The organism is Mobilitalea sibirica (assembly GCF_015999265.1).
GTDB classification, from domain to species: domain Bacteria; phylum Bacillota; class Clostridia; order Lachnospirales; family Lachnospiraceae; genus Mobilitalea; species Mobilitalea sibirica.
This window is the reverse complement of record NZ_JAEAGR010000004.1, coordinates 67,949-94,051: the sequence shown is the minus strand read 5'-3', so window position 1 is coordinate 94,051 and position 26,103 is coordinate 67,949. Positions and strand designations below refer to the sequence as shown.

Genomic DNA, 26,103 nt, shown 5'->3' with positions numbered 1-26,103 from the left:
TTAAATTAGAATGGAGATAAGTGTGAGCAGAGTATATAATAATTTTAAGAAATATCGTTTTTTATTAGCAGAGCTGGTAAAAAAAGAGATTAAGCTAAAATACCGTCGTTCCTATCTGGGTATTTTATGGACACTTTTAGAGCCCTTATTGACTACGATTGTACTGACGGTAGTATTTTCAAACTTGTTGGGAAGAGGTGATAATACCTTTCCGGTGTATATTTTGACCGGTCGACTTTTATATACCTTTTTCTCGAATTCCACAAAAACTGCCATGAAGGCAATTCGCAGCAACAGTGCAATGATTAAAAAGGTATATGTACCTAAATATATATATCCTTTTTCCTCCGTATTATCAAGCTATTTGATTTTTATGATATCTCTGATTATTTTGGTTGTTGCCATGGTCGTATTTAGGGTAACACCGACCCTGCATCTTTTCGAAGCAGTGATACCCTTGGCTCTTTTATTAGTGCTCTCATTGGGGGTTGGCATGATATTATCCACAATGGCGGTGTTTTTTCGGGATTTGGAGTATCTCTGGGGAGTTGTACTAATGATTGTTATGTATACTTCTGCAATCTTCTATATACCGGAGACACTAAAACTGGGTGATAAAATTTGGATTTTTAATTTAAATCCTCTTTATGTAGTTATTGTTAATTTTAGAAATGCCGTTTTTGGTAATGCAATGGATATGGAGGCGCTGTTACTTTCCATCGTTTATAGTTTTGGATCTTTGTTATTCGGTATCTTCCTGTTCTATAAGAAACAGGATAAATTTATTCTAAACATATAGTGTAGATACACCAATGATAGCTGCATGTAACATATGTGTGATAATGTATCCGGGGAGGATTATTGATCGATATATATTGATACATTACATCGGACTAATAGGAGGATTTTGTGGATAATGAAGTATTGAAGGTTGACCAGGTTAGTATGAAATTCAACCTTATGGAAAAGAAAGTAGATAATTTAAAAGAATATGTAATTAAATTTATCAAGAATGAGATAAGATATCAGGAGTTCTGGGCACTTAAGGACGTATCCTTTACCTTAAATAAGGGGGATCGACTAGGAATTCTTGGTTTAAACGGTGCGGGTAAAAGTACCTTGTTAAAAATCATAGCCGGTGTTTTAAAGGCAACGCAAGGGTCCGTTACAACCAAGGGTAAGATTGTACCCTTATTGGAACTGGGTGCCGGCTTTGATGCTCAGTATACAGGTGCTGAGAATATTTTTCTCTATGGAGCAGTATTAGGTTATCCCAAGGACTTTATAAAAGAAAAATATGATGAGATTATAGAATTTTCAGAATTAGGTGAGTTTATCAATGTACCGGTGAAGAATTATTCATCCGGTATGAAAGCTAGGCTTGGTTTTTCCATTGCTACCATAGTGGAGCCGGAAATCCTTATATTAGATGAGGTACTGGCTGTGGGGGATGCCAAGTTTCGAAAAAAAAGCGAGAAAAAGATTAAATCCATGTTTGATAGTGGTGTAACGGTATTGTTTGTTTCTCATTCCATTGATCAGGTAAAACGGATTTGTAACCGTGCTATTTTACTTGATAAAGGCCAACTGATCGCTCAAGGTGGTGTTGATGAGATAAGTGAGATATATGAAACAAGGATTACTGATGGAGACAGCAACTAAGTTAATTAAGATTGTTGTAATATAATATCAAGTGAAAGATAACATAGTTTTATTAAAAATAATTTTAACGTCTTAAAGGGATTATCTGGGATGAAGGAGTTTGTTATACTTTCCGGAAGATAATAGTATAAGGAGGCCAAGAAAATGAAAAAGGTTATTACTTATGGTACTTATGATTTATTACATGTAGGACATATTAATTTGCTCAGAAGAGCAAAAGAACTGGGCGATTATTTAGTTGTAGTATTATCCTCCGATGAGTTTAATGCGATCAAGCATAAGACCGCATATCATTGTTATGAAGATAGAAAGATTATATTAGAATCTATTAAATATGTAGATGAGGTAATTCCAGAATATACTTGGGAACAGAAGATTAAAGATGTAGTGGATAATAACATAGATGTATTTGTAATGGGAGATGATTGGAAAGGGCAGTTTGACTTTTTACAGGATTATTGTGAAGTTGTCTATCTTCCCAGAACAGAAGGAATATCTACATCTAAGATAAAGAATGACTTAAATCTTGGGAAAGATAATAAGTAAATAGAAAAATATGCAAATAAGCAATATATAAATAAGAATAAGTAAAATAATGAAAATAAAAAAAGAAGTAAAAAGAGAATACAAGATTGACAATATAAATTAAGCAGAGAAATATTATTCTGAAATATCAAATTTATGTGATATCCAAAAGCGAGGAACCATGGGAAATCTGATTAAGAAAGCAAAAAAGAAATTTAGAAAATTCATTAAAAAGCAAGTATTAAGGGTCTATAAGCTCTGCACAATCATACTGCCGGTGAACAAACAGATTATATTGTTTGAAAGTAATCTTGGAAGAAATTATACCGGTAACCCTAGAGCAATCTATGAAGAGATGGTAAAACAAGGGCTTGACCAAAAATACAGATGCTATTTTATTCTGGAGAATGTTAATACACCAATTCCCGGATTGGCTAAGAAAATAAAAAGAACCAGATTGCGCTACTTTTATCTGTTCGCGGTAGCAGGAGTCTGGGTTTGTGATTCCAGATTACCGAAGTATATCCTTAAGAGACCGGATTGTACCTTTATACAGACTTGGCATGGAACTCCGCTTAAGAAACTGGCTCTCGATATGGATAATGTGTTTATGGCAGGAGAAAAAGGGATTGATAATTATAAAAAGAATTTTTATAATAGTGCGAAAACATGGGACTATCTAATCGCACAGAATCATTTTTCTTCAGAAATATTTCGAAGAGCCTTTGCCTTTGATAAAGAGATGCTAGAAATCGGATATCCAAGAAACGATGTATTGTTAAAATGTAATCAGACAGATGCTATTAATAAAATCAAGGAAGAGCTGGGACTTCCCAAAGATAAAAAGATTGTATTGTATGCACCAACCTGGCGGGATAACGAGTTTTATGGTAAGGGAAAATATAAGTTTAAGTCAGCAATGGACTTTTCCCTTTTACAGAAGGAACTGGGTGAAGATACAATCATGATAGTGAAGTATCATTATCTTATTATGGACCAGATCGATTGGAGTCCATATAAGGACTTTATCTATGCGTTTGAGTTAAATTATGATATATCATTGTTATATTTGGTGTCTGATATGTTAATTACGGATTATTCTTCTGTCATGTTTGATTATAGTATATTAAAGAGACCGATGTTATTCTTCTGCTATGACTTGGAGGAGTATAAGGACACCTTGAGGGGATTCTATTTTGACTTCCTTGAAGAAGCACCGGGACCGGTTCTAAAAACAACCGAAGAGCTTGTTATTGCTCTGAAAGAATATGATGGTACACAATATAAGGATAAGTATGAGGCATTTAATGCGAAATATAATCACTTAGATGATGGACATTCCTCGGAAAGAGTGGTTGAACTGATAAATAATATAACGACCCATTGACAGAAGATACTATCAGGGTAGATTTACTTACTTATTCTTTTCCTTTGTAATAGAAGTTATGAAATGGGTTAAGTTTGATAGAAGTAGATGCATGATATATTTATAAAGCCTTCATGGAAGGGCAGGGAAAAATCTATGTTGAAAATAATCGGATATCGTATGTTTGCTTTGATATACTACATATGCAGACTGTTTCCCGCTGGAGATAAGAGGGTTCTTTGTATAAAGACCCATGAAGAAGGAAAGGGTAGTAATGTCAGTATAGTAGAGCAAGCCTTGATGGAAAAAAACACCGGATATACATTTTCCTACATTCGAAAAAGCGATACACTGGCGGTAAAGGGTTTTAAGGATATTAGATCTTTATTATCCTTTTTCGTTATAAAGCCATATCAATTAGCCAGAGCCAGAATAATCTTACAGGACAATATATTTTTGCCATTTGCTTATCTGCATCTTAAAAAGGGAGTCAAGGTAATTCAGTTATGGCATGGAACCGGTACCATAAAAAAGTTTGGTCAGGATGTAAATACCGGTACTTTAAAAGAATTAGAGAAAAGAGCGAATCAACGGATTACACATCTGATCGTTAACTCCTATGAGATGAAGAAGCTTTATGCAGGGGCATTTGGAATAAAGGAAGATAAGATTTATCCAATTGGACTGCCCAAAACCGATGAGTTACTTCGTAACCTACAATTAAACTATATACAACAACACTTTAATAGGGACAAAGCATATATTTATAATAAATATGCAATACCGTCGGATAGGAAATTAATTTTATATGCCCCTACATTTCGTGATGACGAAGCGAATAAACCCTCGTCATTACATAAACTGGAAGAGCTGATAAAAACTCTTCCTTCAGATTATCATCTTGGTATAAGGCTGCATCCGTTCATTGCTAAAGCTGCAGAAACGATGTTTTTTACGGATAGTCAGATAGAAGAAAGGATATGCCAGCTTTCCTTTGAAGAGGATATGTCGGCACTTTTGTTGGCAGCAGATATACTCATAACGGATTATTCCTCTGTCATATTCGAATATTGTCTGATGGAACGTCCGATCCTATTCTACGCCTATGACCTAAAGGAGTTTTCAGATAATGGAAGGGGCTTTTACTATGAATATGAAAGCTATGTGCCCGGTCCGGTTGTCTATACGGCGAACGAAGTAGGCGAGATTATTCGAAGCAATCAATTTGATATCGAACGTATTAAATCATTCAAACAAAAAAACTTCCCTTATCTGGACGGAAAAGCAACCGAACGCTTGCTGGAGTTGATAGAAGAAGATAATATGAGATAAGAATGAATGGGATTAATCTTATTATTCTTTTTCATTCTCTGCGAACAGAATATATAATAATATCAACAGATATTAAACCATTAAATTAATATTTATTAAACACAGGTACCCCTAGTAGGTGTTATATTTATATGACTATATTATTTTATAAAGTTGTATTAACTGAGATTTTGAACGGATATGTCTGTAAATGTCCCATGGAGGGACATTTAAGGCGCGTTCGACAAGGAAGTCGATACGCGCCGTCAGACATTTCTTAGTGAAAAATCGAAGTTTTAAGTACAACTATAAAATGATATTCGGAATATAAATATAATACTTACCAAGGGTACCGTTTCTAGAACAACATTTTACGCAACCATCCTTACTGTACCCGTACATTCTCTATATAAGCCGAATATTCCTGTACGGTTTTGCTTGGTACATAACCCTCTTTTTCGAACAGATACTGATGCAGTCGGACTACATTATCCTCTAAATCAATCGGAAAGACATAGGAAACTTCTTTATAGGTATGGGCATCCTTTTCAAAGGGAAAACCGGTTTGGTCTACAATATCATAAGATATAATATCCTTTGCCAGGCTTAAGATCTCGCTATTACTTAGGTTGGTATAAATTTGTGGAAATACCTTATCAATCAAATTGTTAATTGTTGATAAATCGGATGATTTCACTTTATCAAAAATTTGAGATAGTACAATTCGTTGACGCTCTGTACGTTTAAAATCTCCGCCTGTGGTGTACCTTATTCTCGCATAAGCGGTAGCTTGCGTTCCGTTCACTGTCTGGGTTCCGGCTGTTTCTAAACCTGCCACATCGGTGCCGTTGATCTTGTTTAATTCCCTTACATATCCGTTCAGATATTTTAATTCTTCTTTTTCTATATCAAGAGTGATACCTCCTAGAAGATCGATGATATCGACCAAGGCTTTAAAATTCACTGTAACATATTCCTTGATATCCAGATCATAATTAAGGTTAATGGTATTAATTGCAGTGGAATAGCCACCCTTGGCATAGGCAGCATTAATTTTACTATAACCTATATTCCTAATATGAGAAAAAGTGTCACGATAAATAGAAACTAATTTAACATTTTTGTTTTTTTTGTTAATACTTACAACCATTATGGTATCGGTATTACCTTTTTTCAATGAATTATCTCTTGTATCAACTCCGAAGATGACGATATTGCGAAAACCGTCAATACCGATCCCTTCGTTTTGCTCTATATATTTATCTTCGCTGTTCTCTCGGGGAATTTTATCGAGAGTCTTATTGATGTTATTATAAATCATAACTGCAATTAATAATAAGATTGCAATACAAGCTTCTATGAGGATTATTTTTGTCAGGTTTTTACGTCTTTTCACCTTTTTTGATGCCATGGTACTTTTAGAACCTAACCTTTCTGTAAATCAATTTCTTTCCTTAAGTTTTAGTGTATGCCTAATATGCGTTCTTATTAATAAATCCTTTAAAAATAGTTAAAAACAATATTTTAATATCTAGGCTCAGTGTCCAATTCTCTATATAATAAATGTCATGATCAATTCTTTTGCGAATGGAGGTATCACCACGATATCCGTTAATCTGTGCCCATCCGGTAAGCCCCGGAGAAACCTGATGCTTAATCATATACCTTGGGATTTCTTCTTTAAATTTTTCAACAAAAAATGGTCTTTCCGGTCTGGGACCCACAAGGCTCATATCCCCTTTTAATACATTAAACAATTGAGGAAGTTCGTCAATGCTTGTCTTTCGAATGAATTTACCGATACCGGTTACCCGGGGATCACCGCTGGTTGTCCAAGCCTTTTTCTCATCATTTTCCGGCTGCAATTCCATGGATCTAAACTTATACATTTTAAATTCCTTGTTATTTTTCCCGATACGAATCTGAGAAAAAATAATAGGCCCTTTTGAGGTTAGCTTTATTAAAAATGCCACCAGAAGCATCGGAACCGAGAATAAAACTAAAGCGAATAAGGCTCCGAATATGTCTACAGAACGCTTTAGTAACCGGTTATAGGTGTTGCTTAACGGAACATTTCTGATGTTGATTACAGGAAGCCCATAGATATCCTCTGTATAGGGTTTGGTAGGAATAAAATTATGATAGTCCGGAATAAATTTTGTATGCACACCGGATTTTTCACAGATGGCGACAATGTTCTCCAGCTTCTCGTATTCGTTAATACTGATTGTTATTGTGATTTCATCCAATGTCATCTTGGAAAGGAATGCATCCAATCCTGATATGGTTCCGATTACAGGTACTTTCTTATATATGGTGCCTACCTCCATAGAATCATCTAGAATTCCATGAATATAATAACCCCATTGAGGATTTGCAAAGATACGATCAATATAAGCCTCGGCAGCACGGCTATAGCCAACCATGAGTACATGCTTAAGATTGTATCCCCTTTTACGGGCGGCTCGTAATATATAAGTAACTGTCATTCGAGCTGTAGTACATAAAATTATATTTGTTATATAAAAAACACCAAGGAAACCACGGGAAATATGAAATTCCTTTTGAATATACAGGGTTGCGGAGAAGAATGCAATTACGATGGTATTGGCTAATATAATGTGAAATATCTCAAGCCATTTACGTTTTCCCCTCTTTGGAGTATATAGTTTGGCATAGTAATACATAAATAAGAAAAGAGGTATTAATATAATGGAACGTCTAACATATACATCAAGGGCATAGAACGTACCTTTTTCAGCTTTTAATAATGGTAAGTTTGCCAATGGAGAGTAAAATCTTAAATAATACGTTAATAAAAAGGCAATAACGATGACACATACATCCAATAAAACATGGATTCTATTTAACATTTTTTGATTATCTTTAATCATATTGACCCCTACTTTGATATGTGTTAGTGCAATAAATTAATAAAATTCATTGCGGTGAACGGTTCATCTTAATTATAAGAAACTTCTCTACTATAATACATGATTATATCATTTTCAACAACAAATTTATTATTAAAGTTTTCTTACACAAAACCATACATTTTTTAATTTTTTTTCACAATTCATACACAAACTATTGTTACACTCTTAATATAACATGGAACAATAAAATTTTAACAGAAAGGAGATTTCATATGGATGACTATAACAAAGACATGAATCAGGATAGCCGGGATAATGGTATCGAGAATAGTCAAGAGCAGAAAAGAAGGATACCGGAATATAGCTTCTGGGCAGAACAAATGACGACTGAACCTAAGCAAAACGATAGTAATCCTTCATGGCAGTATAACTATGTAATTCAAGACAAAGAACAACATAACATAGATAACAGTAATGAAGTGAAAAAGAAGCATCGGGTAGTGAAATTTATCTTGAAAGCAGCATGCTTTGGAATTCTGGCAGGGGCAGGCTTCTTTGGAGTCCAAAGTATTTATGATAGAGTGTTTCCTGATACAACAAGGGAGGAAAGTAGTTATATCTTAGGAGCTTCGGATACGAATCAGACAGTTAAGACAAAATTGAAGGTAGGAGTTACAGAATCTGGTTCTGTTAATCTGACTTCCAAATCAGCGATCAGTGATATGATTGATATGACAATGCCCTCTATTGTATCAATCAGTAGCGTATCAACGCAGTCAAATATTTGGTTTGGTCAGGAATATGATGTGGAAGGCAGCGGTTCAGGTATTATTGTAGGAAAGAATGAGGAAGAGCTTTTAATCGCTACCAATAACCATGTGGTTGCCGGTACCAATAAAATCACAGTAACTTTTATCGACGGAAATCAGGCAGAAGCTGTTATCAAGGGTACGGATGCTAGTGCTGACCTTGCAGTTATTACGGTAGATATTAATAATATAGAAGAGGATACCCGTGAGATTATCGAAGTTGCTCAATTGGGAGACTCGGATAAAGTTAAGGTCGGTGAAATGGCGGTTGCTATTGGGAATGCGTTAGGCTATGGTCAATCGGTTACCGTTGGATATGTCAGTGCAAAGGACAGGGAAGTAGAAGTATCCGATAATTATAGCTATAAAAAAATGATTTTGTTACAGACGGATGCGGCCATCAATCCTGGCAACAGTGGTGGAGCTTTGATGAATGTTGACGGAGAGGTGATTGGAATTAATACTATAAAATATGCCTCCCATGATGTGGAAGGAATGGGTTATGCAATTCCAATCTCGAAAGCGATGCCAATTATTAATGAATTAATGAATCGGGAGATATTAAAAACAGAAGAACAGGGTTTTTTAGGTGTTACTCCAACGGATGTAACGGAGGAGATATCGGAAACTTGGAATATGCCGATTGGTGTATATCTATCCGATGTGATGAAGGACAGTGCTGCACAGAAGGCAGGACTATTGCAGGGAGATATCATAACATCAATTAATGATATTGAGATCACATCGGGCGTACAGCTTAGAGAGAAGGTATCAAGTATCAGGGCCGGCACAGAAATAGAAGTTACCTTTATGCGAAGTGAGAACGGTACTTACAAGGAACACACCGTTACAGTAAAACTTGGAGCCAGACCGGTTGAAATCAGGTAATATTGTAAGGTGTTTGATAGAAATTTAACTATCTTTTACGATGACTTATCTTTTTATGGAGCTTAAGTAACTTTCTTCAATTACATTAATAAATAGATAATAAAAATAAATACTTTCCGGAAACAGACAGATAACACAATGTCTCTTTTTCGGAAAGTATTTTCTTTCTCAAAAGCTTAATTTTGGGCTATTGTATGATACGGTCAGATAAGATATAATGATACAATAATTGATATATGAGTATTACATTTAAGGAGGAAAAAATTTGAGTAAAAAAGATGATAATTTTGATGATATGAATATAGATGATTTTGATGATAAAGAATACAAGAATCATAAGGAGAACAAAAATTCACAGGATGATTTTGAAGAAGTATGTTATCTTTGCAGAAGATCGGAAAGTAAGGTTGGAAAAATGATACACATACCAAACAATATTACGATTTGCTCCGATTGTATGCAGAAAACATTTGATACTATTAATAAAGGTGATAATCCGTATATGAAGATGATGGGGTTTCCGCCGAATATGTTTCATTTATCCAACGAAATACCGGGTATGCAGAAGGTAAAGAAAAAAAGTGAGGAGAAAGTGACGGAGGAGAAGGAGGAGTTTGACAGAAAAAAATTACCCTCGCCTCATATTATAAAAGCAAGTCTGGATGAATTTATTATTGGGCAGGAACATGCGAAAAAAGTAATCTCCGTAGCGGTTTATAATCATTACAAGAGAATTGGTGCAGATCCGGTTAAGGATGTAGAGATAGAAAAATCCAATATGCTTATGATTGGACCGACCGGAAGCGGTAAAACCTATCTGGTAAAAACATTGGCGAGGCTTCTAAACGTACCTTTAGCCATAACAGATGCAACCTCCCTCACAGAAGCAGGTTATATCGGTGATGATGTGGAAAGTGTGATTTCAAAACTTTTACAAGCGGCCGGTAATGATGTAAAAAAAGCAGAGAGAGGGATAGTATTTATCGATGAAATAGATAAGATTGCAAAAAAACGCAATACCAACAGCAGGGATGTAAGCGGAGAATCCGTTCAACAGGGATTGCTTCAGCTTCTGGAAGGAAGCGATGTTGAGGTACCGGTTGGGGCATCTTCTAAGAATGCAATGGTACCTATGACTACAGTGAATACAAAAAACATATTGTTTATCTGCGGAGGAGCATTTCCGGATTTGGATAAGATTATAAAATCCAGATTGAACAAGCAATCTTCCATTGGTTTTAAGGCAGACCTAAAGGATAAATATGATGAAGATATGAATTTACTACAGAAGGTTACTGTGGATGACTTAAGAGAGTATGGTATGATACCTGAATTTTTAGGAAGATTACCGATTCTATATTCCTTGGAGATGCTCACGAAGGAGATGTTAGTTAAGGTTCTTATGGAACCTAAGAATGCAATCTTAAAACAATATCAGAGCTTACTTGCTATGGATGAAGTGGAACTGGTTTTTGATCCGGAGGCGTTGGAAGCAATTGCGGAAAAAGCATTGGAGAAAAAGACCGGCGCAAGGGCTCTTCGTGCCATCTTAGAGGATATCATGCTGGACATCATGTATGAAATTCCGAAAGATGATAACATCGGAAGAGTAATTATCACAAGGGATTATATTGAGGGTAAAGGAGGCCCTGTGATTGAAATGAGAGGAATAGGTAAGCATAAGGTAATTGCCGCCAATAATTAACAACATAAAACATATTGTTTGGGAAGAACGTTCTACATAAGCCCAAGGATGTGTATGGCTTTAAGAAATTATAAGGTGTAATTTTTGGAACTGGCGAAAGGTCCAAACAAGGGGTGAAGAATATGTTAATAATTAGACATATATTTAATAGGAAGAAAAAGGTTTCGTATATAGATGAAAAGACATCCTCCAATTTTTTAGAAACGGATGACGAATTCTCTCTGGAGGAGGATGAAAGCCTTGAGAATCGAGGGAAAGCTTCTGTACTTAAAGAGGACAATATGGACATCGAGGATGATCGAGAGTATGAAATTGTGGAAAGGGAGATACTTCCGGCTAAGATCATCTGCCCGGATTGTGGAGGAATTACACTCGAGGGCTTGGAATTTTGTGACAAATGCGGAGGGGAGCTGTAGTATTTGACTAAATAATTATATTGACAAACTATTTATTCAAGGTTATTATAAATGCAGAATAAAGGCGTTCGAAATGCTGACAGATGAAAAGTTCTGTTGTATCTGGAACGTCTTATTTGTAACATTAACAAGCCAATGAATTAATACGTTAAAGCGATATATTATTCAAAAGCTTAGATTTAAGGGAGGAATTTTTATGAAAAATTTAAAGAAATTATTAGGTTTATTCTTGGCTCTTTCACTTATCGTAGTATCTTTAGCAGCTTGTGGAACAAAAGAGGATGCGAAGGAAGATAATCAGAGCGATAAGACAGAAGATAACCAAACAGGTGACAACAGTGAAACCGGAGATATGGAACAATTTATTATTGGCGGTATTGGTCCTCTTACCGGAGCAGCTGCTTCTTACGGCGTTTCCGTTAAGCAGGGTGCTGAAATTGCTGTGGAAGAAATTAATGCAGCAGGCGGTGTAACCGTTGGTGATAAGAAATATGAATTAGTACTTAATTTTATGGATGATGAAGCAGCAGCAGAGAAAGCTGTTACAGCCTTCAATGCACTTATGGATGATGGAATGAATGCTCTTATGGGAACTGTAACCTCCGGTGCAGGTTTAGGTATCTTAGACTTAGTGAAAGAAGAAGGAATTCTAATGTTAACTCCTTCCGGTTCAGCTGCCGGCTTAACTGAGCCTGACAACGCATTCCGTTTATGCTTTACTGATCCTCTTCAGGGTATCACTATGGCTAATTTTGCTAAAGATCAGGGCTATACGAAACTTGCGGTTATTTATAATAACTCCGATGAATATAGTACCGGTATGATGGAAGCATTTGTTGAGCAGGTGAAATCCAATGGCGGCGAAATCGTTGCCAGCGAATCCTTTGTTACCAACGATGTAGACTTTAATACGCAGTTAACATCTATCAAAGCAACGGATGCACAAGCAATCTTTGTTCCTGCATATTATAATGATGCAGCATATATTACAACCCAAGCCGCAGCACTTGGTATGGAACTTCCGTTCCTTGGCGGAGATGGTTGGGATGGTGTTATCGCTCAAACTGTTGATCCGGCTGTATTAGAAGGAGCCATCTTCTTAACACCTTTCCTTGCTACAGATGAAAAAGAAGCAGTTAAATCCTTTGTAACTAAGTATGAAGATAAATTCGGTGCTACTCCCGATCAGTTTGCAGCTGACGGTTATGACAGTATTTATGTTATCGCTGCTGCGATGGAGAAGGCAGGAAGTATTGAAAGCGCTGATTTGATTGCTGCGATGACTCAAATCGAAGTAGATGGTTTAACCGGTAATATGACATTTAACGCTGATGGTGAGCCGAACAAGGGTGCGAACTTTGTAGTGATTAAGGATGGTCAGTATACCGCGAATTAATTACTGTCTGGAAGGTTAAATTGAAATATTATTTATTCATATAGTAAAAGAACGAAAGGGAGACGTAAGCCTCCTTTTCGTTCTTATATATTGCATATTAAAATAATAAAATTATATATTATGATACGCATATAACTTAGTTGATTTATGAGCAGAATACGAATATAAATAGGATTTTTAACAACAAAGAAAATGTTTTGTATTAATCAAAAAATTAATTTATAATAGAGATATCAATTTATTAGATATAAAAAAGTTGGATTTTGCTTTACAGACAGAAGGAAAAAGAGGTGAAACTTGTGGAATATATTATTGGACAACTTATCAATGGACTTAATGCAGGTAGTATTTATGCATTAATTGCATTGGGATATTCCATGGTATATGGTATTGCAAAAATGATAAATTTTGCTCATGGTGATATTATCATGGTAGGTTCCTATGCTTTATATGTTTTTATTGTCCTTATGAAAATGCCGGTTATAGTGGCAATCTTACTTACCATCGGGTTTTGTGCAATACTGGGTATTACGATTGAGCGAATTGCATACAAGCCTCTTAGGAAGGCTCCGCCTCTTGCGGTGTTAATTACAGCGATTGGTGTAAGCTTTTTCTTACAGAATGCATCATTATTGATTTTTAAGGCAAATCCAATTCCCTTTGGAACCATCATCAAAGTAGATGCAGTTAATATTGGAAACATATCAATATCAGGTTTGACGATTGTAACGTTAGTGGTTACATTTATTTGTATGGCGATTTTAACCCTATTTATTAATAAAACGAAAGCCGGAAGTGCAATGCGTGCTGTATCAGAGGATAAAGGTGCAGCTCAGTTAATGGGTATCAATGTGAATAGAACAATATCCTTAACCTTTGCAATAGGATCTGCTTTAGCCGCAATTGCAGGTATTTTATTCTTAAGCCAATACCCGTCCCTAAAACCGACTATGGGTGCGTTGCCAGGAATTAAGGCATTTGTAGCTGCAGTACTTGGAGGGATCGGTAATGTACCTGGTGCCATGCTCGGTGGAATGTTACTTGGAATTATCGAAAACACTGCGAAAGCCTATATCTCAACAGAGGTTTCAGATGCAATTGTTTTTGGTGTGCTGATTTTGGTGCTCTTACTGAAACCATCCGGTTTGCTCGGTAAGAAACGGATTGAGAAAGTGTAGGTGTGCCATGAAGAAAAATAATACAAATCAAAAAATAAATCATAATATTTCTGTAAAAAATGAAAAAGTTAATTTGAATGCAATCCAAAAGGAAAAGAAAGCCGAAGCAAAAAGTGCCTTTAACATAAAAAATTTAGTTATTTTGTTGTGCATTATTGCAGGCTATTTCCTTCTGGCTTATTTGGTAGAGTATAGATTAAACAGGCAGTTTAAATCGCTGATCGTACCGATTGGAGCCAATATAATTCTAGCGGTATCCCTTAATCTGGTAGTCGGCTTTCTTGGTGAATTAAGTTTGGGTCATGCAGGCTTTATGTCAATCGGTGCATTTACCGGAGCAATTTTCACCTTAAATATGAACTTGCCGGGGAATATCGAGTTTTTCTTGGCTATTATTGTTGGTGGTATTATGGCAGCAGTTTTTGGTTTTCTGATTGGTATCCCGGTACTTCGGTTGCGGGGAGATTATCTGGCTATCGTTACCTTGGCCTTTACCGAAATTATCCGTTCTATCATTAATACCTTATCCCTGCCGGCCGGTAAGGATAAAGCCGGAGAATTAATTGTCAAAAAAGGTGCCATGGGTCTGTCGGGAATTGAGACCTATGCAAATTATACCTGGATTTATATCGCAGCTGTGATTTCAATTATAGTTGTTGTGAATTTGGTTAATTCCAGACAAGGAAGAATTATAACTTCCATCCGTGATAATCATATTGCGGCAGAATCCATCGGTATCAAGGTGAGCAGATATAAAACCATGGCCTTTGTTATTGGTGCATTTTTCGCCGGAGTGGCCGGAGTAATTAACGGACATAATTTATCCAGCATTAAGCCTGTGGATTATGATTATAACAGATCCATTAATATATTGGTTTTTGTTGTACTGGGAGGAATGGGAAGCATTAAAGGTTCTATCATAGCCGCTACCATTCTTACATTACTACCTGAAGTTTTACGTCCTATTCGTAATTACAGAATGTTAATGTACGCAATAGTACTTATCGCAATTATGTTAATTAATCATTCTACATGGAAGTCACGTTTACAGGGGAATAATTTATTATCCAAGATATTTAAAAAAGAACAAGTAAGTGAGTAGTATCAATAAAGGAAAATGGATTTCACATAAAAAGCTAGGAGGATCGGTTATGGCTTTGTTGGAAGTTAAAAATTTAGGTATATCGTTTGGTGGATTACGGGCTGTTGATGAAGTTAATTTAAGCATAAAAAAAGGCCAGCTCTTTGGCTTGATCGGTCCTAACGGTGCAGGAAAAACAACCATATTTAATCTTCTGACCGGCGTATATCAGCCAACGGACGGAACAATATTACTGGATGGTGTAAGTATCGTTGGAAAAAGTACGGCTGAGATAAGTATGGCCGGAATTGGAAGAACATTTCAAAATATTCGATTGTTTAAAAACATGAGTGTGCTTGATAATGTAAAAGCAGCACTCCATAATCATGAAAAATATTCTTTATTAGCAGGAATTATGAGATTACCGTTATACTACAGTAAAGAAAGGCAGATGAATAAAACCGCTAGAGAAATACTAAAGGTGTTTGATCTGGATAAAGAAGAAAACTATCTGGCATCCAATTTACCCTATGGTAAGCAACGTAAGCTGGAGATAGCAAGGGCTCTTGCAACAAGACCTAAACTGTTATTATTGGATGAACCGGCTGCAGGAATGAACCCCAATGAAACAGCAGAACTGATGGATACAATCCGATTAATTCGTGATAAATTCGATATTACAATTCTTTTGATTGAACATGATATGAAGCTGGTATCTGGGATATGTGAACAGATATTAGTATTAAACTTTGGTACGGAATTGGCGAATGGAACCCCGGAAGAGGTATTAAATGACCCGGCGGTAATCACTGCTTATCTTGGCGAATAACACAAAGATAGTAAGCCTGGCTGACAAAAGTACAGGTAAATAGGTTAGGAGGATTATTATGGCTTTGTTAAAGGTAACTGATTTACAGGTTTATTATGGAGTTATTCAAGCCATTAAAGGAATCAGCTTTGAAGTAAATGCTGGTGAGGTTATAGCTTTAATTGGAGCGAACGGAGCCGGTAAAACAACAATACTTCATGCGATTACCGGTTTGGTACCGGTAAAGAGCGGCAGTATAGAATTTGAAGTACCGAAAACTGGTATGAACGATAAAGATATTGTAACAGAAACCGTTAATTTAAGAAAAACCCCTGCCCATAAGATTGTATCTTTAGGGATGGCACATGTTCCGGAAGGAAGAAGAATATTTTCACAATTAACAGTACTGGAAAATCTGAAGATGGGTGCCTATACCAGAAATGATAAAGAAGAGATGGAACAGACCCTAAAAAAGGTATATAAACGTTTTCCCCGTCTGGAAGAGAGAAAAAACCAAGTGGCAGGTACCTTAAGCGGCGGAGAGCAACAAATGCTGGCTATGGGAAGAGCTTTGATGTCTCATCCGAGAATAATTCTGATGGATGAGCCTTCCATGGGACTTTCCCCTATATTGGTTGAGGAAATATTCGATATTATAAAAGAGATTAGCAAGAGTGGCACCACTGTATTATTAGTGGAACAGAATGCGAAAAAAGCATTATCGATTGCTAACCGAGCATATGTATTAGAAACAGGTAATATTGTATTAGAGGGTGATGCGAAAGAACTTATGAATGATGAATCCGTAAAGAAAGCATATTTAGGTGAGTGATTTATAGAGCAGTGGAAACTGTATCGAATAAGAACCTTCGAATAATGCAGATATGACATACAGGTTAGTTGGCTTCATTTGTTTAAGACTAAAACTCTTGAATTAGATCAGGGAGGTTGGTTTTTATGAAAAAATATGTTATTACAATTGCAAGAGGCTATGGAAGTGGTGGTAGGACCATCGGTAAGATGCTTTCGGAAGAACTGGGTGTCCACTATTATGATAGGGAACTACTTAGATTGGCTTCGGATGACAGTGGTATCAATGAGCAGCTGTTTGCGAAAGCAGATGAAAAGCTGAAGAAAAGTCTTTTGTTTCGTATTGCAAGCAATGTCTATAAAGGGGAACTGATACCTCCGGACAGTGATGATTTTGTATCAAATGATAATTTATTTAATTATCAGGCAAAAATCATTAAGGAGCTGGCAGAGACAGAGTCCTGTGTTATTGTTGGTCGTTGTGCGGATTTTGTTCTTAAGGATTACGATAATGTTATCAAGGTATTTGTTCATGCACCTCTTACGGATTGCATTAAGACCTTGAAGGAAATGACAGGAAAACCAGAAAAGGACATTGAAAAGCAAATTGCATCGATTGATAAGCATCGGGCAGAATACTATAAATATTACACTGGAAGAAACTGGGAGGATGCAAAAAATTATGATTTATGTCTGAACAGCAGCCAACTGGGCTTTCAAAAGTGTGTGGAAATTGTAAAATCCTATCTGGATATTCGGTTTCGATAATTCTGTATAAAGATAGGGCTGCCACAGGTACGGTTCACGCTGATAACGGTATATAAACTCAATACCGCCGACATCAACGTTAACCTACACCCTGTGACAGCCTTTTTTACGTCACAAGGTAGCATAATAGTAATGGATGAGGAAAGACATTATTAATGGATACCTAGTTGTAAGGATTTTTATTTTATAAATAAAGTATCAATCTAAATATAGTACAAAACTTTTTATTACTTTTATAAATGATAGATTTTTGAAGACAGGTACCCGGGTATGACTTACATATTTGAATTCATATATTCTTTTTATAGTAACACTTACTAAGATTTTGAACGGTCATGTCTGGGAAATGTCCATGGATGGACATTTCAGGTGTGTTTGGCAAGGAGGCCAATACACAGCGCCAGACAGATCCGAGTGAAAAATTGAAGTATAGTGTTGCTAGAAAAGAGATATTGTAAATTCAACTAGGAAGCCGCTGCCTGGATTCCGTCCCCTAGCCACTTTGTCACGTTACTACATAAAATTTCGCATTCCCTATTGCTTCCCCTAAAATTGTATGCTATACTTTACTCCAAAAATTAGGTGATACGGGAATATCCGGGAAAGAGGTATACGATGATATCAGAAAAGATGGTAGATTTGGTTAAGAATAGTTCAGTTATTCGATCAATGTTTGAAGAGGGAAAACGTCTGGCAGGTATATATGGTGCCGAGAATGTATATGATTTTAGTCTGGGTAATCCAAGTGTTGAGCCGCCGGTTGAGATTAAAGAAGCATTGTTACAGGTGCTTAATGAAGAAAGTCCCAGTATGGTCCACGGATACATGAACAATTCCGGTTATGAGGATGTTAGAGAAAAAGTATCAGAAAATCTTAATAAAAGATTTGAAACTGATTTTAATAAAGACAATATTATTATGACGGTTGGTGCAGCCGGTGGTTTGAATGTGATATTAAAAACTCTATTAAATCCAAATGAAGAAGTATTGACATTTGCTCCGTTTTTTGGAGAATATCGTAATTATGTAAGTAATTTTGACGGGAAATTGACGGTTGTACCTCCAAACACCGTTGATTTTCAACCGAACTTGGATGAGTTTGAACAACTGATATCAAAGAAAACCAAGGCAGTGATCATTAATTCACCAAATAATCCGACCGGTGTGGTTTATTCAGAACAAACCATATTGAAACTGGCCGAGATTTTAAATAAAAAGCAAAAAGAATTTGGTATCTCAATTTATCTGATATCGGATGAACCTTACCGTGAATTAGCTTATGACGGAATCGATGTTCCCTATCTGACAAAATATTACAGGAATACAATTGTAGGTTATTCATTCAGTAAATCCTTATCTCTACCAGGAGAACGCATTGGATATCTGGTTATTCCGAATGAAGTGGATGATTATGAGAATGTAATAGGTGCTGCCAACGTCGCAAATCGTATCTTAGGATATGTTAACGCACCATCTTTAATTCAAAGAGCAGTGGCAAAATGTCTGGATTCAAGTGTGGATTTAGAAATTTACAATCGAAATCGAGAACTGATTTATAACAGTCTGATTTCCTATGGCTATCAATGTGTTAAGCCTCAAGGGGCTTTCTATCTTTTTGTAAAAGCCTTAGAAGAGGATGAAAAAGCATTTGCTCAGGCAGCAAAGAAGCATAATATATTAATTGTACCCGGTTCCTCCTTTGGATGCCCCGGTTATTGCAGAATTGCGTACTGTGTAGATTATTCCATGATCGAGCGGGCGCTTCCCGGCTTTAAGAAGCTGGCACAGGAATATGGGATTATGAAATAGTTGTGTATCACCGGTATCATTCCTACATATTTTAATTAAGATTGGTTTTTCCTATCATACATAGTGCACATATAAAAGCATATTAGTAAGGACGCTATATTTAAGTGAAGCTTTTATATGTTTATACAGACTAAAGTAGAAGTAAACTATCTTAAAAATAAGTACAGTGACGAGGTTAAAGTTTTTTTATGCATTATATCCATTATAATATAGAAAGGAATATATAACCTTATAGCGTTGTATAAGAAATCAATATGAAACCTTGGGAAAAGAATATCAAAAGAGTTGTTCCTTATGTACCGGGTGAACAACCTAATCATAAAGATATGATCAAATTAAATACAAATGAAAATCCCTACCCACCAGCACCGGGAGTTAAAAGGGCGCTTCAAAACCTGGATTTTGACAGACTCAGACTTTATCCTGACCCTACCATAGGCTTATTGGTGGAGGAGTTGGCAAGGTTTTATCAGCTGGAGAAGGATCAGGTTTTTGTTGGTGTAGGCTCGGACGATGTTTTAGCTATGGCATTTATGGCCTTTTTTAATTCGAAAAAACCAGTTTTATTTCCGGATATCACATATTCCTTCTACCCTGTATGGTGTGATCTGTTTCATATACCCTATGAAACAATAGGCTTAACCGATGATTTTCGCATTCAGAAGGAAGATTACTATAAAGAAAACGGTGGTATCATAATTGCGAATCCCAATGCACCTACCGGAATTTATGAGAATCTTACTACCCTTGAGGATATACTAAGACATAACCAGGATGTTATTGTTATTATCGATGAAGCTTATATAGATTTTGCAGGAAGGTCAGCCTTAGAATTAATTAATCACTATGATAATCTTATTGTGGTGCAGACCTTTTCCAAATCTCGATCAATGGCCGGAATGCGTATTGGTTATGCGATGGGTAATCCAAAGCTGATAAAAGCATTAAATGATGTGAAATACTCATTTAACTCCTATACAATGAACACGACATCCATTATCGCCGGAGTGGAAGCTGTGAAAGACGACGAATATTTTCGAGAGTGTATTACAAAAATAATAAGTACCAGAGAAAAAACCGAAGAGGCTTTAATATCCATGGGATTTCATTTTCCTAAGTCAGGAGCGAATTTTATATTTGCATCCCATCCTAATATGCCTGCAAAGGAGATATTAAATGCCCTTAGGGAAAAGCATATCTATGTTCGATATTTTAATCTTCCGAGAATTGATAATTATCTACGAATATCCATCGGAACGAATGAAGAAATGAAACAACTAATAGAATGCTTAAAAGAATTATTTATAGATAGTGCAAAATGACAAATTATTGCATTATGTAGTAAATGATACAAATTTCCCCCTATCTATTGCGCAGTAATTGTTTTATTATTAAATTGACGACAGAAATTGATAAAAGGCTGGGAGGGCACTTGGATATGAGAATTTTAATAGCTGAGGATGATTTTGCTAGCAGAAAATTCATGTTGAGGTTTTTGTCAAAACATGGAGAATGCGACGTTACAGTAGATGGGGCGGAAGCGGTTGAGGCATTTACTATGGCTTTGGAAGCCAATGAAGGATATGATCTGATTTGCTTGGATATTATGATGCCTGTTTTGGATGGGTATCAGGCCTTAAAAGCTATACGTGAAATCGAATTTTCTAAGGGTATATCGGAGGATAGAAGAGCAAAAATCATTATGACAACTGCCCTGAATGAAGGCCGTAATGTAACGAAGGCATTCGAACTTGGCTGTACGGCTTATGCAGGAAAGCCTATTGACCAAGAGAAATTTGAAAATGTTCTACGAAAGCTTGAATTAATCTAAGGAAATCTTTCATGATTTGTGTTTCTAATGGATATGAAAAAACCAAAACGACGCCATGGAGAGTTACTATGAATTATCAAAAAGAATTGGATCAGATAATTGAAAATATGGACCCTTCAAAGGGTCCTTTAAAACTTCTGATTCATAGTTGTTGCGCTCCCTGCAGTAGCTATGTTTTAGAGTACCTTTCTAATTATTTTGCAATCACAGTTTTTTACTATAATCCTAATATCTACCCGGAGAAAGAATATTCGAGAAGGGTAGAAGAACAGAAGAATCTGATTAACGCGATGAAGTATAAATATCCTGTGAGATTTGAACAAGGGGTATATAACCCTAAGGAGTATTATCAATTCATCAAAGGCTATGAAAGAGAACCGGAGGGTGGAAAGCGTTGTTTTTTATGTTATGAGATGAGACTTAGGGAAGCCGGTGAAATGGCTAAGGAAGGTAGATATGATTATTTCACTACAACCTTATCCATCAGCCCTCATAAAAATGCAGAAAAATTAAATGAGATTGGTAAAAAGGTTGCAGCAGAATATGGGGTAGAATATCTTCCTTCTGATTTTAAGAAAAAGAATGGATATAAGCGGTCGATTGAACTATCCAAGGATTATGGCCTTTATCGGCAGGATTATTGCGGATGTATCTATTCCCAAAGGCAGCAAAAGCAGGATGAAACTGAAACGAATTAGAATGATGAAATTAGAGAGATCAAGAGATATATATTAATAAAAATAGAGTTTTACAAATAAAGATTTTAGAAAAGAGAAACATTGGCCCTTCTCGCACACTCTTAGGAGAAGGGCTAATGTTTTCATTTTATAAGTAATTGGAATAAAAGATTAATATATATTTAATAGAATGCATAGTTGACAAAAGAAATCAATATGATTATAATGGTATAGCAAATGATAATTATTATCAATTAACTAATGTTGAATTAAAACTACTTATGGAACGTGAGGAATATTAGATGACATTATTGAATGCAACAATAGGTTATACCTATATGGTAAATTCATTGGAGCTTGATAAGGTTACGGTTCGAAGGTTAGAAGCTCTGGGCTTAACCAGAGGTACTAAAATAAAACTTTTAAATCGAAACCGTGGCGGCTCTGTTATTTTTATGGTACGGGGAAGCAGATTAGCTGTGGGCAAAAAAATAGCGGATTCCATACAAATGAGGGAGGCTTAATATGAAAAAAGTATTACAAGTTGGCTTCGTTGGAAATCCGAACTGTGGTAAAACCACATTGTTTAATGCTTATACCGGTGCTAATTTAAAGGTAGCCAATTGGCCGGGTGTTACGGTTGAAAAGAAGGAAGGAGCCTTTAAATATCATGATTATAAATTTAAGCTGGTGGATCTGCCGGGAATTTACAGTCTCACCTCCTATACAATGGAAGAGAGGCTTACAAGAGAATTTATCATGAATTCTGATGTCGATGTTATTGTAAATATCGTTGATGCCTCTAGTCTTGAGAGGAATCTTTATCTAACTCTGCAATTAATCGAGATGGGAAAGCCAGTTGTTGTAGCGCTTAACATGATGGATATTGTGGAAGAGCGAGGAATGGAAATTGACCTTCACAGATTGCCGGAGATGCTGGGAGTTCCGGTGATTCCGGTATCTGCCAGAAAGAAGACAGGACTTGACATCCTCATGCATACGGTAGCTCATCATAAGGATAAATATATTGACCCGAATCTGGAGCATCATCATGGAAAATACACAAAGGAATACAGTAAGCATAGACATGAACATCATGAGGAGTATCCTGTGGTTTACAGTGATCTGTTGGAAGACAAGATAGATGAAGTAAGTGAACGAATCAGAGAAAATCATGGAAATATAGATAATCTACGTTGGTATGCGATTAAGCATATCGAGATGGATGAGATGGCACAGGCAAAATATCCAATTGATTCCAATGGAATCGTACATAATAGCTATGAGGAAGAAATCATCAATCAGAAATATGACTTTATTGAGGAGATCATTGAAGAGGTATTGGTTAATAAAGCCAAAAAAGCTGCTGTGACAGATAAAGTAGATAAGGTACTTACGAATAGCTACCTAGGACTTCCGATTTTTCTTGGAATTATGGCTTTCGTATTTTTCCTGACCTTTCAGATAGGTGATTTTATTAAAGGGGGATTTGAAGGCGGACTGGATGCGTTTTCCAATTCCGTGTTCAATCTGCTAACTGTGATCGGTGCCGGAGATTTTGTTACCTCTTTAGTAGTGGATGGTATTGTAGCCGGTGTGGGAGGAATTCTGACGTTCTTACCAAATATTTTTATACTGTTTCTCGCTCTTGCATATCTGGAAGACAGCGGATATATGTCAAGAGTCGCCTATGTTATGGATGGCATTATGGGTAAACTGGGACTTTCCGGCAGAGCTTTTATTCCTATGTTACTTGGCTTTGGATGTACCGTACCGGCAATTATGGCTTCCAGATCCTTAGAAAACATGCAGGACCGTAGAAAAACGATTTTAGTTACTCCGTTTATGTCCTGTAGTGCAAGGCTCCCCATCTATGTTTTATTTTCACAGATGTTTTTTGGAAAGAATGCGATGCTAGCAGCATATTCCATGTATCTAATCGGAATAGCTGTTGCGATTATCGTTGCCTATGTTATGAATAAGAATAGTGAAAAAAGCACACAAAACACCTTGCTTATCGAACTTCCCGAGTATAAAGCGCCGAACCTAAGAACCATTCTTATCTATGTATGGGAAAAAGTTAAAGAATATCTTACAAAAGCAGGTACTACCATCTTTGCAGCATCGGTTCTCATCTGGTTTGTCTTAAACTTCGGGCCCGGTGGAATGGTTTCAGATATGTCACAAAGCTACGGTGCAATGCTAGGTAAGACGGTATCACCGTTATTAGCTCCAGCAGGACTTGGTATGTGGCAGGTTGTGGTAGCATTAATATCCGGTATTGCAGCAAAGGAAATTGTGGTTTCCAGCTTCAGTGTATTATTTGGAATTGCTAATATTAACTCGGTTGAGGGGATGGCCGGTTTAACACAGGTTCTGGCTGATTATGGTTTTGGTGCTTTGAATGCATATTCTTTAATGGTATTTTGTTTATTATATATTCCCTGTGCGGCAACCATCGGTGTAATACAAAGGGAGATGCGATCTGCGAAATGGACCGTGTTCACCATTTTGTTCCAGTTGGGTGTTGCGTGGCTGGTTTCTACCTTAGTATATCAGATAGGGTCCTTGTTTCTTGCTTAAGCATGTATTCAATGACCTGAGCTTAGGAGGCAGAAAGGAGTGGTTTTATGCCGGCTATTATTTTGATAGCTCTCATTTTAAGTTATACCGGTTTTATCATTTATAAAAAAACGAAAGATTTGAAAGAAGGAAAATCCTGTTGCGGGGGATGCTCATCCTGCTCCTCCAAAGGGGAATGTAAATAAGAATAGAAAGCCTTAATCATTGAGTTAAGATTAAATATTATCCGGTTCATATATTTTATTAGGGATCATAGGGTTATTCTTATTACAATAAATATGAATCACATAAACTTACAAACAGTACGAAGAAACCAAATTCATCTAATGTTTCATAAAAAGTTCTTTAATACGTAAGAAAGATGCAGCAAAGCATGCGTATTTAAAGAACTTTTAAACTTAAATAAAAACTTATAAAAATAAAAAAGGAAATAGGAAGACCTTGTAGAATATTAGTAGTATAGGTGTATATTCGTCTGATGAATATTTCCCTTATAGGATTGCATATAATTGTGTTTATCACGAATAATTGTAAGGTTTCCGTAAACTTCTCAGTAGAAAGAAGGGATTGGTATGGAACAAAAATTTAACATAAGACAGAAGTTAGAGCAAAGGGAGCATGAGATTTTAAGCCCATATGCTTCTTTTTCTGACTGTTCCTCAGGAAGGGATCTCTATGAAGATCCTTGTGACATTAGACCAATTTATCAAAGAGATAGAGACAGGATACTTCATTGTAAAGCATTTCGCAGACTTAAGCATAAAACACAGGTATTTCTTGCCCCAGAGGGTGACCACTACAGAACAAGACTTACCCATACCCTGGAGGTATCGCAGATAGCCAGAACAATAGCCAAAGCACTCAGGTTGAATGAAGAACTAACGGAAGCGATTGCTCTGGGGCATGACCTGGGACATACTCCCTTTGGACATGCAGGAGAGAGAGCTCTAAATGACATATGTCCAGGTGGATTTGAACATCATCTGCAAAGCATTCGGGTGGTTGAACTGTTAGAAAAGCATGGTAGAGGTCTTAATCTCACAAAGGAAGTGAGGGACGGAATCCGTAATCATCAGACAGCAGGAAAGCCTTCTACCCTAGAGGGTAAGGTTGTTAGGCTGTGTGATAAAATTGCCTATATTAATCATGATATTGATGACGCGATTCGGGGAAAAATAATCACAGAAGATGAAATACCGAAGGAATACACGGATATCTTAGGCCATAGTCTGGAGGAAAGACTAAATACCTTAATTCATGACATCGTATCAAACAGTGAGAATAAAAACGATATTATTATGTCACCGGATATTGAAATTGCAATGAAACAATTACGTAAATACATGTTTTCCAGTGTCTATATGAATAAAAGGGCTAAGAGTCAGGAAGAGCAGGCGGAACAACTGGTAAAGCAATTATTTGATTACTATGAAAAGCACTTGGAGCGGCTTCCGGAGGAATATCTTCTTCGTATAAAAGAAAAAGAAGAACCTCCTTATCTTGCGGTCAGTGATTATATTGCAGGAATGACGGATCGTTACGCAGTAGCAAAGTTTAAGGAGTTGATGATTCCATCTGCGTGGAGCGTTTTTTAAACATAGAAA

24 protein-coding genes are annotated in these 26,103 nt (G+C 36.4%); 22 read left to right on the top strand and 2 right to left on the bottom strand.

The window, feature by feature from the left end:
* Positions 1-22 precede the first annotated feature (22 nt).
* The 5 genes from I5677_RS05585 (at position 23) to I5677_RS05565 (ending at position 4,885) form a co-directional block, all read left to right on the top strand.
* On the top strand, positions 23-799 hold the full coding sequence (locus tag I5677_RS05585; RefSeq protein ID WP_330617854.1) for an ABC transporter permease: 777 nt from the start codon (positions 23-25) through the stop codon (positions 797-799).
* 146 nt (positions 800-945) lie between these two features.
* Complete coding sequence (locus tag I5677_RS05580; protein WP_197660724.1) at positions 946-1,662, top strand: ABC transporter ATP-binding protein; 717 nt, start codon at positions 946-948, stop codon at positions 1,660-1,662.
* 144 nt (positions 1,663-1,806) lie between these two features.
* Positions 1,807-2,208, top strand: coding sequence for a glycerol-3-phosphate cytidylyltransferase (gene tagD / locus I5677_RS05575; protein WP_197660592.1), 402 nt, complete (start codon positions 1,807-1,809; stop codon positions 2,206-2,208).
* Positions 2,209-2,368: 160 nt separating this feature from the next.
* Complete coding sequence (locus I5677_RS05570) at positions 2,369-3,574, top strand: CDP-glycerol glycerophosphotransferase family protein (RefSeq protein WP_197660591.1); 1,206 nt, start codon at positions 2,369-2,371, stop codon at positions 3,572-3,574.
* A gap of 135 nt (positions 3,575-3,709) precedes the next feature.
* Positions 3,710-4,885, top strand: a complete 1,176-nt coding sequence (locus I5677_RS05565) for a CDP-glycerol glycerophosphotransferase family protein (protein WP_197660590.1) — start codon at positions 3,710-3,712, stop codon at positions 4,883-4,885.
* A 364-nt stretch (positions 4,886-5,249) separates the two neighbouring features.
* On the opposite strand, the gene I5677_RS05560 is transcribed toward I5677_RS05565, so the two are convergent.
* Positions 5,250-6,275 carry an LCP family protein gene (locus I5677_RS05560; RefSeq protein WP_197660589.1) on the bottom strand — a complete coding sequence of 342 codons (1,026 nt, stop codon included), beginning with the start codon at positions 6,273-6,275 and terminating at the stop codon, positions 5,250-5,252.
* A gap of 61 nt (positions 6,276-6,336) precedes the next feature.
* On the bottom strand, positions 6,337-7,758 hold the full coding sequence (locus I5677_RS05555) for an undecaprenyl-phosphate glucose phosphotransferase (RefSeq protein WP_197660588.1): 1,422 nt from the start codon (positions 7,756-7,758) through the stop codon (positions 6,337-6,339).
* Between the two features lie 254 nt (positions 7,759-8,012).
* Between I5677_RS05555 and I5677_RS05550 the strand changes: the two genes are divergently transcribed.
* From I5677_RS05550 to I5677_RS05470, 17 genes are all read left to right on the top strand, one after another.
* Positions 8,013-9,437, top strand: coding sequence for a S1C family serine protease (locus I5677_RS05550; RefSeq protein ID WP_197660587.1), 1,425 nt, complete (start codon positions 8,013-8,015; stop codon positions 9,435-9,437).
* A gap of 265 nt (positions 9,438-9,702) precedes the next feature.
* Complete coding sequence (gene clpX / locus I5677_RS05545; RefSeq protein ID WP_330617850.1) at positions 9,703-11,142, top strand: ATP-dependent Clp protease ATP-binding subunit ClpX; 1,440 nt, start codon at positions 9,703-9,705, stop codon at positions 11,140-11,142.
* 122 nt (positions 11,143-11,264) lie between these two features.
* Positions 11,265-11,558: a hypothetical protein gene (locus tag I5677_RS05540; RefSeq protein WP_197660586.1), complete on the top strand. Its 294-nt coding sequence runs from the start codon at positions 11,265-11,267 to the stop codon at positions 11,556-11,558.
* A 196-nt stretch (positions 11,559-11,754) separates the two neighbouring features.
* Positions 11,755-12,954 carry an ABC transporter substrate-binding protein gene (locus tag I5677_RS05535; RefSeq protein WP_197660585.1) on the top strand — a complete coding sequence of 400 codons (1,200 nt, stop codon included), beginning with the start codon at positions 11,755-11,757 and terminating at the stop codon, positions 12,952-12,954.
* 299 nt (positions 12,955-13,253) lie between these two features.
* Positions 13,254-14,132: a branched-chain amino acid ABC transporter permease gene (locus I5677_RS05530; protein WP_197660584.1), complete on the top strand. Its 879-nt coding sequence runs from the start codon at positions 13,254-13,256 to the stop codon at positions 14,130-14,132.
* 7 nt (positions 14,133-14,139) lie between these two features.
* Positions 14,140-15,234 carry a branched-chain amino acid ABC transporter permease gene (locus tag I5677_RS05525; RefSeq protein ID WP_197660583.1) on the top strand — a complete coding sequence of 365 codons (1,095 nt, stop codon included), beginning with the start codon at positions 14,140-14,142 and terminating at the stop codon, positions 15,232-15,234.
* 49 nt (positions 15,235-15,283) lie between these two features.
* Positions 15,284-16,042, top strand: coding sequence for an ABC transporter ATP-binding protein (locus I5677_RS05520; RefSeq protein WP_197660582.1), 759 nt, complete (start codon positions 15,284-15,286; stop codon positions 16,040-16,042).
* Positions 16,043-16,100: 58 nt separating this feature from the next.
* The gene (locus I5677_RS05515) at positions 16,101-16,853 is read left to right on the top strand and encodes an ABC transporter ATP-binding protein (protein ID WP_197660581.1); all 753 of its coding nucleotides are present in this window, start codon (positions 16,101-16,103) and stop codon (positions 16,851-16,853) included.
* A gap of 125 nt (positions 16,854-16,978) precedes the next feature.
* Entirely contained in the window at positions 16,979-17,599 is a 621-nt protein-coding gene (locus I5677_RS05510; protein WP_197660580.1) for a cytidylate kinase-like family protein, read from the top strand.
* A gap of 615 nt (positions 17,600-18,214) precedes the next feature.
* Positions 18,215-19,408, top strand: coding sequence for a pyridoxal phosphate-dependent aminotransferase (locus I5677_RS05505; RefSeq protein ID WP_197660579.1), 1,194 nt, complete (start codon positions 18,215-18,217; stop codon positions 19,406-19,408).
* A 254-nt stretch (positions 19,409-19,662) separates the two neighbouring features.
* Entirely contained in the window at positions 19,663-20,730 is a 1,068-nt protein-coding gene (hisC, locus tag I5677_RS05500) for a histidinol-phosphate transaminase (protein WP_197660578.1), read from the top strand.
* Between the two features lie 116 nt (positions 20,731-20,846).
* Complete coding sequence (locus I5677_RS05495) at positions 20,847-21,239, top strand: response regulator (RefSeq protein ID WP_197660577.1); 393 nt, start codon at positions 20,847-20,849, stop codon at positions 21,237-21,239.
* Between the two features lie 68 nt (positions 21,240-21,307).
* Positions 21,308-21,937 (top strand): epoxyqueuosine reductase QueH, encoded by a 630-nt coding sequence (locus tag I5677_RS05490; protein WP_197660576.1) that lies wholly within the window; start codon positions 21,308-21,310, stop codon positions 21,935-21,937.
* A gap of 281 nt (positions 21,938-22,218) precedes the next feature.
* Positions 22,219-22,440: a FeoA family protein gene (locus tag I5677_RS05485; RefSeq protein WP_197660575.1), complete on the top strand. Its 222-nt coding sequence runs from the start codon at positions 22,219-22,221 to the stop codon at positions 22,438-22,440.
* A 1-nt stretch (position 22,441) separates the two neighbouring features.
* The gene (gene feoB / locus I5677_RS05480) at positions 22,442-24,499 is read left to right on the top strand and encodes a ferrous iron transport protein B (protein WP_197660574.1); all 2,058 of its coding nucleotides are present in this window, start codon (positions 22,442-22,444) and stop codon (positions 24,497-24,499) included.
* A gap of 47 nt (positions 24,500-24,546) precedes the next feature.
* Complete coding sequence (locus tag I5677_RS05475; RefSeq protein ID WP_197660573.1) at positions 24,547-24,684, top strand: FeoB-associated Cys-rich membrane protein; 138 nt, start codon at positions 24,547-24,549, stop codon at positions 24,682-24,684.
* A gap of 387 nt (positions 24,685-25,071) precedes the next feature.
* Complete coding sequence (locus I5677_RS05470) at positions 25,072-26,094, top strand: deoxyguanosinetriphosphate triphosphohydrolase (RefSeq protein ID WP_197660572.1); 1,023 nt, start codon at positions 25,072-25,074, stop codon at positions 26,092-26,094.
* Positions 26,095-26,103 lie beyond the last annotated feature (9 nt).

Excerpts from the sequence above, each read along its gene's own strand:
- I5677_RS05470 (WP_197660572.1), top strand. The coding sequence starts at position 25,072 with ATGGAACAAAAATTTAACATAAGACAGAAGTTAGAGCAAAGGGAGCAT.
- I5677_RS05505 (WP_197660579.1), top strand. The coding sequence starts at position 18,215 with ATGATATCAGAAAAGATGGTAGATTTGGTTAAGAATAGTTCAGTTATT.
- I5677_RS05485 (WP_197660575.1), top strand. The coding sequence starts at position 22,219 with ATGACATTATTGAATGCAACAATAGGTTATACCTATATGGTAAATTCA.
- I5677_RS05490 (WP_197660576.1), top strand. The coding sequence starts at position 21,308 with ATGAATTATCAAAAAGAATTGGATCAGATAATTGAAAATATGGACCCT.
- I5677_RS05565 (WP_197660590.1), top strand. The coding sequence starts at position 3,710 with ATGTTGAAAATAATCGGATATCGTATGTTTGCTTTGATATACTACATA.
- I5677_RS05525 (WP_197660583.1), top strand. The coding sequence starts at position 14,140 with ATGAAGAAAAATAATACAAATCAAAAAATAAATCATAATATTTCTGTA.
- feoB (WP_197660574.1), top strand. The coding sequence starts at position 22,442 with ATGAAAAAAGTATTACAAGTTGGCTTCGTTGGAAATCCGAACTGTGGT.
- I5677_RS05510 (WP_197660580.1), top strand. The coding sequence starts at position 16,979 with ATGAAAAAATATGTTATTACAATTGCAAGAGGCTATGGAAGTGGTGGT.
- I5677_RS05570 (WP_197660591.1), top strand. The coding sequence starts at position 2,369 with ATGGGAAATCTGATTAAGAAAGCAAAAAAGAAATTTAGAAAATTCATT.
- I5677_RS05560 (WP_197660589.1), bottom strand. The coding sequence starts at position 6,275 with ATGGCATCAAAAAAGGTGAAAAGACGTAAAAACCTGACAAAAATAATC.
- tagD (WP_197660592.1), top strand. The coding sequence starts at position 1,807 with ATGAAAAAGGTTATTACTTATGGTACTTATGATTTATTACATGTAGGA.
- I5677_RS05515 (WP_197660581.1), top strand. The coding sequence starts at position 16,101 with ATGGCTTTGTTAAAGGTAACTGATTTACAGGTTTATTATGGAGTTATT.
- I5677_RS05520 (WP_197660582.1), top strand. The coding sequence starts at position 15,284 with ATGGCTTTGTTGGAAGTTAAAAATTTAGGTATATCGTTTGGTGGATTA.
- I5677_RS05580 (WP_197660724.1), top strand. The coding sequence starts at position 946 with ATGAAATTCAACCTTATGGAAAAGAAAGTAGATAATTTAAAAGAATAT.
- I5677_RS05555 (WP_197660588.1), bottom strand. The coding sequence starts at position 7,758 with ATGATTAAAGATAATCAAAAAATGTTAAATAGAATCCATGTTTTATTG.
- I5677_RS05535 (WP_197660585.1), top strand. The coding sequence starts at position 11,755 with ATGAAAAATTTAAAGAAATTATTAGGTTTATTCTTGGCTCTTTCACTT.
- I5677_RS05550 (WP_197660587.1), top strand. The coding sequence starts at position 8,013 with ATGGATGACTATAACAAAGACATGAATCAGGATAGCCGGGATAATGGT.
- I5677_RS05475 (WP_197660573.1), top strand. The coding sequence starts at position 24,547 with ATGCCGGCTATTATTTTGATAGCTCTCATTTTAAGTTATACCGGTTTT.
- I5677_RS05540 (WP_197660586.1), top strand. The coding sequence starts at position 11,265 with ATGTTAATAATTAGACATATATTTAATAGGAAGAAAAAGGTTTCGTAT.
- hisC (WP_197660578.1), top strand. The coding sequence starts at position 19,663 with ATGAAACCTTGGGAAAAGAATATCAAAAGAGTTGTTCCTTATGTACCG.
- I5677_RS05495 (WP_197660577.1), top strand. The coding sequence starts at position 20,847 with ATGAGAATTTTAATAGCTGAGGATGATTTTGCTAGCAGAAAATTCATG.